The organism is Parapedobacter deserti, assembly GCF_042646065.1.
GTDB lineage: Bacteria > Bacteroidota > Bacteroidia > Sphingobacteriales > Sphingobacteriaceae > Parapedobacter > Parapedobacter deserti.
In genome coordinates, this window is sequence record NZ_JBHRTA010000009.1 from 83,999 (window position 1) to 98,240 (window position 14,242).

General features: G+C 49.4%; 12 protein-coding genes. 7 read left to right on the forward strand and 5 right to left on the reverse strand.

Features of this window, described 5'->3' with window-relative positions:
- Positions 1–6: 6 nt before the first annotated feature.
- On the reverse strand, positions 7–2,697 hold the full coding sequence (locus tag ACFOET_RS03820) for an OstA-like protein (RefSeq protein WP_379019745.1): 2,691 nt from the start codon (positions 2,695–2,697) through the stop codon (positions 7–9).
- 117 nt (positions 2,698–2,814) lie between these two features.
- Between ACFOET_RS03820 and tilS the strand changes: the two genes are divergently transcribed.
- From tilS to ACFOET_RS03845, 5 genes are all read left to right on the forward strand, one after another.
- Entirely contained in the window at positions 2,815–4,143 is a 1,329-nt protein-coding gene (tilS, locus tag ACFOET_RS03825; RefSeq protein WP_379019747.1) for a tRNA lysidine(34) synthetase TilS, read from the forward strand.
- A 4-nt stretch (positions 4,144–4,147) separates the two neighbouring features.
- A complete protein-coding gene (locus ACFOET_RS03830; RefSeq protein ID WP_379019749.1) occupies positions 4,148–4,633 on the forward strand; it encodes a hypothetical protein in 486 nt (161 codons plus the stop codon).
- A 95-nt stretch (positions 4,634–4,728) separates the two neighbouring features.
- Entirely contained in the window at positions 4,729–5,025 is a 297-nt protein-coding gene (locus ACFOET_RS03835; protein WP_379019751.1) for a DUF4834 family protein, read from the forward strand.
- A gap of 26 nt (positions 5,026–5,051) precedes the next feature.
- A complete protein-coding gene (recF, locus tag ACFOET_RS03840) occupies positions 5,052–6,167 on the forward strand; it encodes a DNA replication/repair protein RecF (RefSeq protein WP_379019753.1) in 1,116 nt (371 codons plus the stop codon).
- Positions 6,164–6,457 (forward strand): DUF721 domain-containing protein, encoded by a 294-nt coding sequence (locus ACFOET_RS03845; RefSeq protein ID WP_379019755.1) that lies wholly within the window; start codon positions 6,164–6,166, stop codon positions 6,455–6,457. The genes recF and ACFOET_RS03845 overlap by 4 nt, the downstream gene beginning before the upstream one ends.
- 1 nt (position 6,458) lies before the next feature.
- On the opposite strand, the gene ACFOET_RS03850 is transcribed toward ACFOET_RS03845, so the two are convergent.
- Positions 6,459–7,157 (reverse strand): response regulator transcription factor, encoded by a 699-nt coding sequence (locus ACFOET_RS03850; protein ID WP_379019757.1) that lies wholly within the window; start codon positions 7,155–7,157, stop codon positions 6,459–6,461.
- Between the two features lie 13 nt (positions 7,158–7,170).
- On the reverse strand, positions 7,171–8,595 hold the full coding sequence (locus ACFOET_RS03855; protein ID WP_379019759.1) for a sensor histidine kinase: 1,425 nt from the start codon (positions 8,593–8,595) through the stop codon (positions 7,171–7,173).
- A 255-nt stretch (positions 8,596–8,850) separates the two neighbouring features.
- On the opposite strand from ACFOET_RS03855, the gene ACFOET_RS03860 reads away from it, so the two are divergent.
- Complete coding sequence (locus ACFOET_RS03860; RefSeq protein WP_379019761.1) at positions 8,851–9,534, forward strand: basic secretory protein-like protein; 684 nt, start codon at positions 8,851–8,853, stop codon at positions 9,532–9,534.
- Between the two features lie 52 nt (positions 9,535–9,586).
- Positions 9,587–11,881 carry a GH92 family glycosyl hydrolase gene (locus tag ACFOET_RS03865; RefSeq protein ID WP_379019763.1) on the forward strand — a complete coding sequence of 765 codons (2,295 nt, stop codon included), beginning with the start codon at positions 9,587–9,589 and terminating at the stop codon, positions 11,879–11,881.
- Positions 11,882–11,925: 44 nt separating this feature from the next.
- Here the strand turns inward: ACFOET_RS03865 and ACFOET_RS03870 are convergent, their stop codons facing one another.
- Both ACFOET_RS03870 and asnS read right to left on the reverse strand, forming a co-directional pair.
- Entirely contained in the window at positions 11,926–12,546 is a 621-nt protein-coding gene (locus ACFOET_RS03870) for an L-threonylcarbamoyladenylate synthase (protein WP_379019765.1), read from the reverse strand.
- A 57-nt stretch (positions 12,547–12,603) separates the two neighbouring features.
- On the reverse strand, positions 12,604–14,049 hold the full coding sequence (gene asnS, locus ACFOET_RS03875; protein WP_379019767.1) for an asparagine--tRNA ligase: 1,446 nt from the start codon (positions 14,047–14,049) through the stop codon (positions 12,604–12,606).
- Between the last annotated feature and the right edge of the window lie 193 nt (positions 14,050–14,242).

The window sequence follows — 14,242 nt, forward strand, 5'->3', positions numbered from 1 at the left end:
GGTTTGTCAAGACCAAATTGATAGGAGGGGTGCCAGACCGGTTTTGGGAGGCTGATGTGCAACGCGCCGCTCAGCAGATACACCGCGGCTTATCCCGCCGCAGTCGTGTGGTGTATGTGACCAAGCGTTGGGGACTGGTAGCGTGGGTCTACCGGTGGGCACCGCGATGGTTGCTGGAACGGCTTTAATGCCGATTGCGGTACGATAGCCATACCTTTGCGCATTTATAACATCATCATTTATAACATCACCTAGCGTCCTTTGTGCAGGAGCAACGGCGGCCGGATATGCGGCTTGGTGGCAGCGATGTATTGGACGTTTAAATGTGCCGGCCGAACCGTTTGCAGCCGTATAATCGTTTGCTGCGCTGTCTAAGGTACTTTGGTCTTCGACAGCTCTTTTCAGGGTATCCTTCGAGGCGGATTCATCAGGTGGTCGGTCAGTGACCGGTTGGCCGTCCGCCGATTCGGTCGGAGAGGTGACGGAATCTGTTAGAACCTGATCGGCCGGTGGTCGCCGACGAGCCAATAAATCTGCTTTGGAAGTGGGACGATCGCTTGGTTTCCATACAAAGCCTTCAAGTATTTCAGCGTCTTGAGGTGCCAGATGCAAGGGGTAAACTTTACCGTCTACTCGCCTGATGGGATTGAATTGGACAATTTCGTTGCTATCTACTAATATCTTAATGCGGCTGCTCCGGCTGTGGTACATGTTGGTGTATACACGCTGCTTTTCGTCAACGGAATAATAAATGCTTTCGGCATTGCCATCAACGAACATGCGCTCCAAAGTATTATTCAGGAAAAATCCGGTGATCCGGCGACCTTTGACCTGGTTATACTTAGCTGAATCCAATTGGGTATTCACAAGGAAGGCGTTACTCACTAATAGCATGTTGTCCAACTGTTCGTTGCGTATCTGCATATAGATTGTATCTGCTGTCATCTGCGAACCCTGGGCCCAGATCATCGGTCTGCCGAAGAATCGCATCATGGAATCTGGATAGCCGTAATAGACCGAATCGGCTACCGCCTGAAGGTCAGACTTGAACAGCCTAACGTTGTAATAGGCTTTGATAATACGTGTTTTAGCGGTATCCATGGCCAGCGAATCGCCCGGTAAAGTATCACTGAGGGGACGCGAAAGTGTTGCGATCGCCCCGGTCATGAGGCTGTCTGCTTCGCCCCCTTTAGGGATAACGGCTTGCGCACGCAGCACACTGTCGGCTGCAAGGTTTCGGCCCAGCGCATCGTGCCCAAGCTGCACCGACAGGGGAGCAGCCTCTACACGCTTAAGATGAGTTTTCGGCAAAGCCGTGTTCGTTTTGGCGGTAGTGTCTACCGGTGGTTGTGGCTGCGTCTTCACGGCTATGCTGTCAGGTGGTGTCTTTACTGTGTCAACGACCTGCCTTTGGAGGCTATCCGGAATAATGTCGGTGCCCAGCGAATCTTGGCCTATTAGCGGTTCATCGGAACCGTCGACCGAACCGAGTTCGTCCATTTCGCCAAAATCATCGCCGTAATCCTGGTCTTCGTAATCATCGATTTCTCCACCCTCGCGATCGAGGTCAAATATCTTGGGGACATAGTCCTTTAGTGGGATTACTTGAGAAAACAGCGTATCGGCCGTCATGTAAATCGTATCAACTGCCGGTTTGCCGGTTACAGGTTCATGCAGACTGTCCACAGGGAACGGTGTTGATGTATTGTGTGAAATACCGGTACTGTCCCTTGGCTGCACAATTCCATTGTACGTGGAGGCACTGTCTACGGCTACGCTGTCGTTGCGCGTAACGGTCATGACCAGCGGATTGCGGGTCATCGTTATAGACTCGTCGGCCCTGCGGTAAACGCCTTCACCCCCAAAAGTGAAATACTGGTCAGCCGTGTCAACAAAAACCACATTTTGCACGGCACGGCCATCGCCAGATCTGCCATCGTAGTATATGCTGTCGCCGCGTAAAAAGCGGCTTCCTTCGGTGTAAAGGTTATTCCGGTCAAACCAAGCTTGCTCAGTATCGGTGTTGTACTCTCCGCGCTCGGTGTAGAGGTTTTCGCCGTCGTTGCCCTTGATGTTAGTCGGTCCGTAAAAATAAGTCATCTTCGTGCCCGAATTGTAGCGCATTGTATCTGTATAAATTTTGACGTCCGGGGTGCGCACGATCACATCGTAGCGGAAATAAGCGTCTTTGGTATTGTCAAAATAGTAGGCGTTTCGGCTGGTGATGGTGTCTGTGGTGTTGACGATACGCCCACCTCCCGTATAGGTACCTACGCTGCTCTTCATATTGTAGGTAAGGTAATTAGTCGTCAGTACCGCACTGCCGTCTACCATACGCACATTATTGGTTAGCGTGGCTAATTGGGTTTCGGCTACATAGTGAAGCTTGTCTGCATAGATGACCGTGCCGTTGGGCTGGGTGATGATGACCTTGCCGAAGGCATCGAAATATTGCCGACCTTCATCATCGTTGTAGACGTAACCGCTGTCCGCGGACAACGTTGACCCGTGGTGCTCATATACCGGCCGGTAGTTCATCATGTTGCCCGTGGCTGCATTGAGCCTACTGTGCGACGAGGAAATGAGCCTAAGCTCATCCCGTTGCTGTGCATGCAGCAGCGAGGACATAAGGGCGGTGATGCATACAAGCATCAAGCATTTCTTCACAGGTACAAACTTAGCTAAATTGTGCTTCATATGCAATGTGAATACACCGAGGGCAACTCGTTGTCGGTGGCCTTAATTGCCATTGACAAGGTGAGCGTATAGTGTAGAGAATGGTTTTTTAATGGATATCGCGTACCTTTGACGAGTATGAGCATACCGGAACGTTTTGTCCAATATCTTCGCGAACAGGCCTTATGCCAACCGCATGAGCGTATTCTACTCGCAGTGAGCGGTGGTAAGGATTCGGTATTGATGGCCCATCTGTTTGCAGAAGCGGGATATAGTATCGGCATCGCGCATTGCAACTTCCGGTTGCGCGGAATAGAGTCGGATGCAGACCAAGCGCTGGTATATGAACTCGCTAGGCAGCTGGACGTCCCGTTTTTCACGAAGGGATTTGACACAGCGATACATGCACAGAGTCAGGGAATTTCCATACAAATGGCAGCACGAGACCTGCGCTACGAATGGTTCGAATTGATCCGAGCAACAGGGGGATATGACTATATTGCCGTGGGGCAGCACCGGAACGACCACGTGGAAACGCTGCTGCTCAATCTCGTGCGTGGCACGGGCTTGGCAGGGCTGCGTGGCATACGGCCTAAACGCGATCGTATCATCCGTCCATTGCTCTTTCTTGATGCGGAGGAAGTAGCAACTTATGTGCAGGAACGGCAGCTGGCTTACCGCGATGACTCATCCAACCTATCTACCAAATATGCGCGTAACAAGATTAGAATGGAAGTGATTCCCAGGTTGAAGGAACTGAACCCCGACCTTGAACGTGCCGTTTCGGAAAGCATGGAGCGCTTAGCTAATGCTCATTCGGTGTTGCAAGAATATGTAGCTCAGCTGCGCTGCCAACTGTTAGCGCGGCGTAGCGACCAGGAATGGCACATACCAATCGACGGGTTGTTGGCGTTGAATCCACGGCGGTTTTTGATGTACGAGCTGCTCAGACCCTTCGGATTCTCAGAAGCAGTGCTGGGCGATCTGGAAAGAGCATTGCCCGGTACTTCTGGCAAGCGGTTCTCCTCAGCTCGATACGTCATACACGTCGACCGTGATGTGCTGATACTGCGCACGATGGAAATGGAGGAAAGCACAGTGGCTACCGTCCAAAATGCAGGCGATACGGTCTCATGGTGTGAGTATCGATTTGAATCTGGATGGTCTACCGATACGGCGGTACGCAGCGATGCACACATGGCTCAGCTTGATGCCAGCAAGGTAATATTTCCTGTTCGGATCCGCGCATGGCAAGAAGGCGATGCGTTCCAACCACTCGGCATGGGGGGGCGCAAGAAGCTAAGCGATCTGTTTGTGTCACTTAAAATTCCTGTTCACCGAAAACATAAGGTGCCAGTGGTCGTCAATGGCAATGGCGATATTTTGTGGGTGGTGCCCTACCGGATTGATGATCGTTACAAAATTACCGCTAAAACAAAAAAAGTATTTACATTAGCATGTTTTTAAAGCGATGACCGAAAAAACATTATATGTCGAAAACCAATATATGGGACGCGACCGTGGTTGGGTAAGTGTGCGGTTAGTGCTGGCATTGTTTTGCTTCGTGGCTTATTATATTAATATCGAGCGTGAAAATGAAAGCCAGTTATTCCTTATCGTAGGTATTGCTATCATTTTCGTTTCCATTGTGATGATATATATGCTTCACTATCGGATCACGGTGGCGGAGGGTAGCGTGAAATTGAGTGGGCTATGGACGACCCGTCTGGTAAAGATTGACCTGAGCAGTATTGTAAAGGTGGAAAGCAAACCGTATAGCAAATTTTTCATCAATAATCCGGTATATAACCTTCACCAACGAGGACGGATTAAATTCTACGCAGGAGGTAAAGATGCCGTCTGGCTTACCGACCGTGACGGCCTGATATACATTATCGGCACGCAACGGCAGGTGGAGCTGCATCAAGCCATCCTGAAAGCTAAATCGAAATCTTAGTCCGATAATCGGGTTTGTCAGTGACGCGTTAAAGTTGGCTAATTGCGGATCGGGAGTTAAAACATTAAATTTTTTTTTCCTATGTTTGTGCTAATATGGGATTATTAAAATTTTTATTCATCGCAATCATCGTCCTTTGGCTGGTACGCATAACGGCGCGGCTTCTTTTCCCATGGGCGATGCGCAAGATGGCTGAGAAAGTAATGGGCGATGCCCAACGCCAATACCAACAACGGAGCGACTCCTACCGCAACGGAAGCACACGGCAGCAACGTCAGTCCGATCAGAAGGTACGTATTGATTATATGCCGCCCCAAAATAAGTCTAAGCAAGGTGCGAAAACTGCGGGAGAGTTCGTCGAATTTGAGGAGATCAAATCCTCTGCAGAATAGCCTACAAAAACCTTACCTTTGCAGGCATGTGGCTGAAACAACTGTCTGTCCTTAATTTCAAGAACTATGCGGAGGCCACGCTCCATTTTTCTCCGGACGTAAATGCATTTACGGGTAGTAATGGGGCGGGAAAGACCAACCTTTTGGATGCCATCCACTACCTTTCCTTATGTAAGAGTTATTTTAACCCCGTGGATTCTCAACAGATTCGGCAGGGGGATGATTGGTTCATGGTGCAGGGTGAGTTTGACAAAGACGGGAAGACCGACCTTGTGGCATGTAGCCTGAAGCGCAACCAAAAGAAGCAGTTCCGGAAAAACAAGAAGGAATACACCCGCCTGGCAGATCACATCGGCCTTTTTCCCCTGGTTATGATTTCGCCCAGCGACTCGACTATCGTGACAGAGGGCAGTGAAGAGCGCCGCCGCTTCGTAGATAACGTAATTTCCCAAACCGATCTCCTTTACCTTGACCGGTTAATCGCCTACAACCACTGCCTCGTGCAGCGCAATAGCTTGCTGAAGCAGGCTGCCAAAGGCGGTACATTAGATAAGGGGCTGTTAGATGTGCTGGATACGCAGCTGGTGGAGCTCGGCACCCCGATTTTCGAGAAGCGGAAGGTGTTTATGGATGAATTCATCCCTGAATTCATCCGACATTATGAATTCCTGACCGAGACTGCCGAACACGTATCACTGGTGTATGAATCGCAGCTCATGGAAGATGATTTCGGAGACTTGCTCGGCCAAAATCTGCCACGAGACCGCGCCCTTGAGCGCACCACCGTGGGAGTACACAAGGACGACTTGTTGTTTTCCATTCATCAAGATATGCCGTTAAAGAAATTCGGTTCACAAGGACAACAAAAATCGTTTCTTATCGCGCTTAAATTGGCGCAATACAGCTTTCTGCATAAACAAAAGGCGTTTAAACCGCTGTTGCTACTCGATGATATCTTCGATAAGTTGGATGAAAAGCGCATCCGCAAACTGATGCAAATGGTGTCTGCAGATGATTTCGGCCAGATATTCCTTACCGATACCGATGCCACACGGATAAGTCGTATCTTTGAAGCACTAAACCGTGACGTCCGTATTTTCGGAATCAGCCATGGCGCGGTAAACCAACGGGAAATAGCATGAGCAGTCGTGGTAAGGATATGACCATTAAAGAGGCCATCGAGAAGATGCTCGACGTGTATAAACTGCGCCGTAGGTTTGACGAAACCGCACTGATTTCCGCTTGGCCGCAATTGATGGGTAATGCGATAGCAAACCGCACTAAGCAGCTTTATGTCAGGGATAAGAAGCTATTTGTCCGTGTAGAATCGTCGGTCATAAAAAATGAGCTGCTATTGATGCGCTCCCAAATAATCGGCCGAATGAATGAGCACGTGGGCCAGGTCGTGATTGAAGATCTCGTGGTGCTGTAGGTTAAGGTATTGAAAGGATGAACCCCACACCGTAGATATTTTCGATCGTGGTTTTTGAAGTGGAGTGCCGCAACAGCTTACGCAATCGTGAAATGAATACATCTAAGCTGCGGCCCATAAAGTAATCGTTCTCTCCCCAAAAGCGAACAAGGAGGTCTTCCCGCTTCACAATGGTGTTGCGGTGGATGTAGAGGTATTCGAGTAGCTCGGCCTCTCGCTGTGTCAGCGTTGTTTTGGAGTGCCCAGCAATGGTGATGCTTAGCGATTCCATATTGAGGGTAATATCACCAATTTCAATGCTATTGGAACGAGGTTTTTCTTCAATGGTATGCGTCCGCCGGGTAATGTTGCGTATCCGAAGGACCAGCTCGTCGATGTCAAACGGCTTGGTAATATAATCCATTGCCCCAATATTCAGTCCATGCAGCTTGTCCTGTTTTTCTTTACGTGCGGTGAGAAAGAGGAAGACCGCATTTTTGTCGTATTCTGTGATTTTACGGGCCAAGTCAAAACCATTGATGTCCGGTAGTTGGATATCGATGATGAGCAGGCTGTAGGCATCAGGATCAATTGCGTATGCCTCATAAGCATTTTTGCCGGTTGTGCACCAAGTTACCTCGAAATTCATGGCCTCCAGATATTGCTTGGTAACGTTGCCTAAATCGGCTTCGTCCTCTATATACAATAGTTTCGATCTCATATCTGTATCTGTTTTATAAGGGGATGTGGATGGTAAATCGACTGCCCACCTGTTCTTTGCTAGCTACCGAAAGCGTCCACCCGTGACTTTTGATACATTGGTAGGTATAATAGAGCCCCAACCCTAAGCCCGATACATGTGGAGCGCCTTGCCGTTGAAAACGGTAAAATTTCTCGAATATGTGCTCGATTTCGCTATCAGGTATTCCCGTTCCATTGTCGGAGATCTGCAGGTTGATCACACCGTCGCTGACCTCGGGGTCTACCGTGATGCGCTTGTGTTCACTGCTGTTGTACTTAATGGCATTGTCAAAAAGGTTGAATAGCATCGTAGTGAAGAAAAAACGATTCAATTCGACAATAAGCGGCGCTTTTGCAGCGTTCAATCTGACAGCAATATCTTGTGCAGATAACTTTACATTGTAATCTGTGATTATCTCATCCAGCAACTGATTGAGCTCGCAGGGCTCTTTCTGCAATGAGGTATTGTCCATCTTGGTGATATCCATCACTTGGTCGAAAAGTTTTTGCAGACGCAATGATTGGCGTTCGATGATTTTAGTTAGCGGTTTGATGTTTTCCCCGTCGGCGAGTATCTTGTCATTCTGCATGTTTTTGGTGGCCACGATAATGGTGGAGAGCGGCGTATTGAATTCATGCGTAATGCTGTTGAGAAAGTCAGACTTCATATCTGCAAGTTTTCTCTGACGTAGCCAATTGCGGTAGGTGACATAATAAATGAAAACGACACAGCTAATGGCAAACAGTGCTAAGAGGAACGTGGGCATCATTAACTGCACAATGTGCCAGATACGATTTTGATGATCGGCATGCAGCGAAAAAGTCATCCAGTAATTGTAATCCGAGGTTGAGCTGACGGTAAGGCGGGTGATTTGATTCTGTGGCAGTGGCCGCCGTAGGGCTCCACCGATGTACATGCCATAGCGGGTCCCCAGGCTGTCTGGCATAAACGGGTAGGGTTGGTTAGGTCGGTATATATCGACCACGTTGTCGTTGCTGAATACCAGCTGGATGCTATTGATGGTTAGTAGATATTCGAGCTCGGGATCGAGATGATATTCAGTTTTAATCTCGGCAAACAGACTGTCCATCGTGTTGCCCGCACGGAGCGAGTGGAACATACTATCCAGCACCCGGTTTTTATACCGCTCGAAGGAATCGAGATCGTGTTGGTACGCAGCCTCCAACGCGTGAATATGCGTCATCAGGTAGCGGTCTGTGATGGCGACCCCGCCAGGAAACACCTTGTCATTGCGGATGCGCTGCGTATATCGTTCGTTGATGAGCGCCTTTTCCACGGCCTGATACTGCTCGTTCCTTAGCCTGAACGTATTGTACGTCAAGTAAAATAATACCGATGTAAGGACGACAAAGCCCAACAGTGAAATGCTTTTATGTACCCCCAACGTATATGTCATCGATCGGATTGGCTAACCAAAGGCCGTAATATAAGCGAATATAGTAATGAAATCGGGAGAGCGTGCATGTGAAGTCCGGCTATTTGATTTTTATTAACATTTCATTGGGCTTTTGTTAACAGGATTAAATGGCTGAGTGTGTTATTTTTGTTATCAGTAAACAATCGCATCCTATTAAAACAAGTTGATATGCAATGTGAACGGGCAATTTTTGCAATGACAAAGATTGCCCGTTTCAATTTTATTCGTAAAGAGATGATGACACGAATCGCAATGCTTTTCCTGTGGTGTATGGCCTGGCAACTTCAACTGCATGCTCGTGCAACCACCGAACTGAACAATAGGGACACCCTTGTGCAAGGGGGGGTCCAGCTCATCTTCGTCCAGCAAGATCCAGCATTTGACCCACAGGTGGCGGACCGGTTGAAGGCAACGTTTTTTCAGGTGTACCCGGTGCTGGTTGAGACGTTTAATCCCAGTGCGTTGCGCGAGGTGACGCTGACCATTGATACGGCCTATGACGGGGTTGCGTATGCCCATAACGGGCAGGTTGTCATCAGTCAGGCGTGGTTGAGAAAAATGCCCGGCGATGTGGATGTGGTGACACACGAAGTGATGCACATCGTGCAGGCTTATCCCCGAGGCAACCAACCGGGGTGGCTGGTGGAAGGAATTGCTGACTATGTACGCCATAGATTCGGAATAGATAATGCCGGGGCGAACTGGTCACTGCCCGACGTTGCTGATGATCATCACTATACAAACAGCTACCGTATCGCTGCACGTTTTTTGGATTGGATAGAACGCAAACGCAAGCCCGGATTAGTGAAAACACTTGATGACGCATTGCGCAACCGAACCTATTCGGAAGCAATTTGGAAGAGCGAAACCGGGTTGGGATTGGATGAACTTTGGGCGACCTACACGGAAGACCAGTGACTCAAGGCACACCATCAGCCGGAGTTACTCGAAACTAAAAACAAGACCATAAATGAAGCTAATACTTTTCACTTTCCTGTCAGTGACTGCAGGGTGCGTGCAAGCGCAGCTACCTGACAGCTTGGTGCGTTATGTCCAGCCGCTTATTGGTACCGCCAAGATGGGGCATACGTTTCCGGGCGCCACCGTCCCTTTTGGGGCAGTGCAGCTTAGTCCCGATACAGATACAATACCCTATGCGGTGGGCGGCAAATACAATCCAGATGTATATAAGTACTGCGCCGGATACCAATACGATGATCCCACGATTGTGGGCTTCAGCCATACGCACTTCAGTGGCACGGGGCATTCCGATCTGGGTGATTTTTTGATCATGCCTACATCAGGCCCGCTGCAGCTCGATCCGGGCGTAGCGGATGCTCCCGAGACAGGCTTCCGTTCGGCTTTTCAACATGCTAACGAAGTGGCTGAGGCAAATTATTATCGGGTGAAGCTAGACGATCACGGCATCCTTGCTGAGTTGACTACGAGTACCCGCACCGGCTTCCATCGTTATACGTTTCAAGAGCAGGAGGAGGCTCATATTGTCCTCGACCTGACACACGGCATTTACAATTATGACGATAAGACGGTGTGGACAGTGGTCCGCGTGCTCAATGACAGCACGGTCACCGGCTATAGGCAGACCAATGGCTGGGCTCGCACACGGACAGTCTTCTTTGCGATGTCGTTTTCGAAGCCCTTCAAAACCTATGGGAGCAAAAATTTTGACGGCACATCCGTATACCGCGGCTTCTGGCGTAAGTTTGATCAGACGGATAACTTTCCCGACTTAGCTGGACAAAAGCTACGTATGCATTTCGATTTTGATGTAGCGGCTGGTGAGCAAGTGCACATAAAATTTGCGCTGTCCCCGGTGAGTATGTCTAATGCGCTGGCTAATATGCAGACTGAAATACCGCATTGGGACTTTGATCGTACAAAGCGTGAGGGACGTGACTTATGGGAAAAGGAACTTCGCCGAATCGAAGCCAGGTTGCCAACAGAGGCGGACTACGTAAATTTCTATACAGCTATGTACCATGCCGCCTTGATGCCCACGGTATATATGGATGTGAATGGACAATACAGGGGGCTCGATTACGAAGTGCATACCGCAAAAGGATTTAATAGCTATACCTCTTTTTCGTTATGGGATACCTTCCGGGCATTCCATCCGTACCTAAATATTGTCAACCCTTCGCGCAATGCGGATATGGTGGCTTCAATGATGGCGCATTTTGACCAGAGCGTGTTGAAAATGCTACCTATTTGGTCACATTACGCCAATGATAATTGGTGTATGAGCGGTTATCATAGCGTGTCGGTGATTGCCGACGCCATCATCAAAGGCGTATATGAAGGCGATGCCGAGGCGGCGTTAACCGCGTGTGTGGCTACCGCGAATAGTCGGCGCTACGAGGGCATTGGCGAGTACATCGATCGGGGGTATATCCCTGACGAGGCCAACGGTACTTCGGTTTCCAATACGTTGGAATATGCCTACGACGATTGGTGTATTGCGCAACTTGCTAAACACTTAGGAAGAACGGACGTCTATGAAACATTCATCAAACGCTCAGAAAATTGGCGGAACATGTACGATTCTTCAATCGGTTTCATGCGGCCGCGGCATGCCGATGGAACGTTCCGCAGGGAGTTTGATGTCCTGGAAACACATGGGCAGGGGTTCATTGAGGGCAACACCTGGAATTACAGCCTCTACGTGCCACAAAACCCAGCGGGGTTAATGGATGTGATGGGAGGACGTGCGGCACTATCCCGATACCTCGACTCCTTGTTTACAATACACCTCCCGGATAAGTTTTTTGCCAATACGGAAGACATCACGCGTGAGGGCATCATTGGCAACTACGTGCATGGCAATGAACCGGCCCATCACGTTGCATACCTTTATAACATCGCGGGTGAACCCTGGAAGACGCAGGAGCGAGTGCGAATGATTCTGGAAAACCAATACCATAATGGACCGGATGGTTTGGGCGGAAATGACGACTGCGGACAGATGAGCGCCTGGTATTTGTTTAGTAGCTTAGGTTTTTATCCGGTATCTCCAGGTTCCGATGAATACTGGCTGGGCAGCCCCTTGGTGCAGTCGGCAACCATCAACCTGGAAAACGGGAAGCAATTCACGGTGGAAGCGATGAATCAAAGTGCCAAGAATGTTTATGTGCAGGAGGTACTGCTGAATGGCAAGCCGATGGAAGGCTATATACTGAAGCATCGCGATATTATAGATGGTGGTCTGTTACAGTTTCGAATGAGCGACAAGCCCGGGAGAAGGTAAAAGCAGGGGAGTCTCAGAGTCGTGCGTCAAGTCATTCAGTCGATCTAAAGATGAAGGCTTAAGTCTCCCTTGCCCTCGCGGATGACCTCGAACTCGCCTGACGTGACGTCGACTACCGTGGATGCGATATTGCCTCCGTACCCGCCATCGACCACAATGTCTACAAGATCGCCGTATTTTTCATGGATCAGCTCGGGGTCGGTGGAATACTCGATAATTTCGTCATCATCATGGATGGACGCGGATACAATGGGATTGCCGAGTTCGTGGACGATCTCACGGGCGATGCTGTTGTCGGGCACCCGGATACCGACGGTTTTTTTCTTTGAACTCAGCAACTTCGGTACCTGTCCGCTCGCATTGAAAATAAATGTGAACGGCCCCGGCAACGCTTTTTTCAGTACTCGGAAAGTTGCTGTGTCAAAAGGCTTCGTGTATTGGGCAATGTCCGTGAGATCGTAGCAAACGAAAGACAGATTGGCTTTCTCGGGTTTCAGCCCACGTAGCTCACATACCCGCTCGATGGCACGCTGATTATTGATGTCGCACCCCAGCCCATATACGGTGTCCGTGGGATAGATGATCAGCCCGCCCCGACGTAGCGTGTCTGCGACTTGCTGGATAACCTTCGGATTTGGATTCTGCTCGTATATTCTAAGTAACATGGCCCTCACTTTGTACACGGGACATTCCGTGTCACGCTGATTTATCCTTATCAACCATCAAAACTCCGCGTTGTTTGGCGTACGTGGGAAAGGGATGACATCGCGGATGTTTGTCATGCCAGTAACGAAAAGCACGAGGCGCTCGAATCCGACACCGAAGCCGGAATGCGGTGCTGTGCCGAAGCGCCGGGTGTCAAGGTACCAGTCCAGCTCTGCCTCCGGCACGTTCATGTCGGCCATGCGCTGCACGAGCTTATCCAGCCGTTCTTCACGCTGAGAGCCGCCAACCAATTCGCCGATCCCCGGAAATAAGATGTCCATGGCGGCTACGGTAAGCCGTCCCTGGTCATCAGGTTCGTTCATCCGCATATAAAACGATTTGATGTCTGCAGGATAGTCAGTAAGGATGACCGGCTTCTTGAAATGTTTTTCCACAAGGTAGCGCTCATGCTCCGATTGTAGGTCTGCTCCCCAGTCGCCGATGAGATATTTAAATTGTTTCTTTTGGTTGGGTTTGCTGCGTTGTAATATTTTGATCGCTTCGGTATAGGTAAGCCGCTCGAATCGGTTGTCGAGACAGAAACGGAGTTTGTCGACCAGATCAAACTCGGAGCGTTCGTTCTGCGGTTTGCCTTTTTCTTCCTCGAGCAAGCGGTTTCTGAGAAACTCAATTTCGTCAGGGCAGTGGTCAAGTGCAAACTGAATTACGTATTTAAGCAGTTCTTCGGCAAGGTCCATGTTATCTTCCAGGTCATAGAAGGCCATCTCAGGCTCAATCATCCAGAACTCGGCCAAATGGCGCGTCGTATTAGAATTTTCCGCCCGGAATGTGGGCCCAAAGGTATAGATGTTACCCAGCGCCATCGCCGCTAGTTCGCCTTCCAGTTGGCCCGATACCGTAAGGTTAGTCGGTTTGCCGAAAAAGTCCTCCCGGTAGTCGACTGAACCATCCGGATTGCGGGGAAAATTGTCAAAGTCAAGGGTCGTCACTTTGAACATTTCACCTGCGCCTTCGGCGTCCGATCCGGTAATGATGGGTGTATGGATATACACGAATCCGCGCTCGAAAAAAAACTGGTGAATGGCAAATGAAAGTGCATTGCGTACCTTAAGAACCGCATTGAAGGTATTGGTCCGGAAACGCAGATGTGCGATTTCACGCAGAAACTCGAGGCTATGTTTCTTAGGCTGAAGCGGGAACCGCTCGGGGTCGCTGTCGCCAAGTATCTCCAGCGTTTCAACCTTGATTTCCACACGTTGCCCTTTGCCGAGCGACTCGACCAACGGTCCGTTAACAGCGACGGCAGCCCCTGTAGTGATCCGCTTTAAGAGCGCTTCGTCGGTGTTGTTGAAATCAACAACCGCCTGGATATTGCCCAGCGTAGAGCCGTCGTTGATGGCAATGAACTGGTTGTTGCGGAAGGTCTTTACCCATCCTTTTACCGTTACCTGCTGCCCGTATTCCGTGGTGTTCAATAAGTCTTTTATGCGCGTATGTTTCATGGTAAGCTATCAATTATCGATTATAAGCTTTCAGCCAATGTAAAACCGGGCCGAAAATAATAAGATTAAGATTATTCCGAAAATAAATCTATCGGGTCATACAGCAACCAGTAACGGGTAAGCGGGAAAATACCGCAGCGCAAAAAGTAAAAAACCCCCAAGCGTGCTGGAGGTTCGTTTTCACTTTGGCTAC

Coding starts and splice junctions, on each gene's coding strand:
- ACFOET_RS03820 (WP_379019745.1), bottom strand. CDS start 2,697: ATGAAGCACAATTTAGCTAAGTTTGTACCTGTGAAGAAATGCTTGATG.
- tilS (WP_379019747.1), top strand. CDS start 2,815: ATGAGCATACCGGAACGTTTTGTCCAATATCTTCGCGAACAGGCCTTA.
- ACFOET_RS03830 (WP_379019749.1), top strand. CDS start 4,148: ATGACCGAAAAAACATTATATGTCGAAAACCAATATATGGGACGCGAC.
- ACFOET_RS03835 (WP_379019751.1), top strand. CDS start 4,729: ATGGGATTATTAAAATTTTTATTCATCGCAATCATCGTCCTTTGGCTG.
- recF (WP_379019753.1), top strand. CDS start 5,052: ATGTGGCTGAAACAACTGTCTGTCCTTAATTTCAAGAACTATGCGGAG.
- ACFOET_RS03845 (WP_379019755.1), top strand. CDS start 6,164: ATGAGCAGTCGTGGTAAGGATATGACCATTAAAGAGGCCATCGAGAAG.
- ACFOET_RS03850 (WP_379019757.1), bottom strand. CDS start 7,157: ATGAGATCGAAACTATTGTATATAGAGGACGAAGCCGATTTAGGCAAC.
- ACFOET_RS03855 (WP_379019759.1), bottom strand. CDS start 8,595: ATGACATATACGTTGGGGGTACATAAAAGCATTTCACTGTTGGGCTTT.
- ACFOET_RS03860 (WP_379019761.1), top strand. CDS start 8,851: ATGATGACACGAATCGCAATGCTTTTCCTGTGGTGTATGGCCTGGCAA.
- ACFOET_RS03865 (WP_379019763.1), top strand. CDS start 9,587: ATGAAGCTAATACTTTTCACTTTCCTGTCAGTGACTGCAGGGTGCGTG.
- ACFOET_RS03870 (WP_379019765.1), bottom strand. CDS start 12,546: ATGTTACTTAGAATATACGAGCAGAATCCAAATCCGAAGGTTATCCAG.
- asnS (WP_379019767.1), bottom strand. CDS start 14,049: ATGAAACATACGCGCATAAAAGACTTATTGAACACCACGGAATACGGG.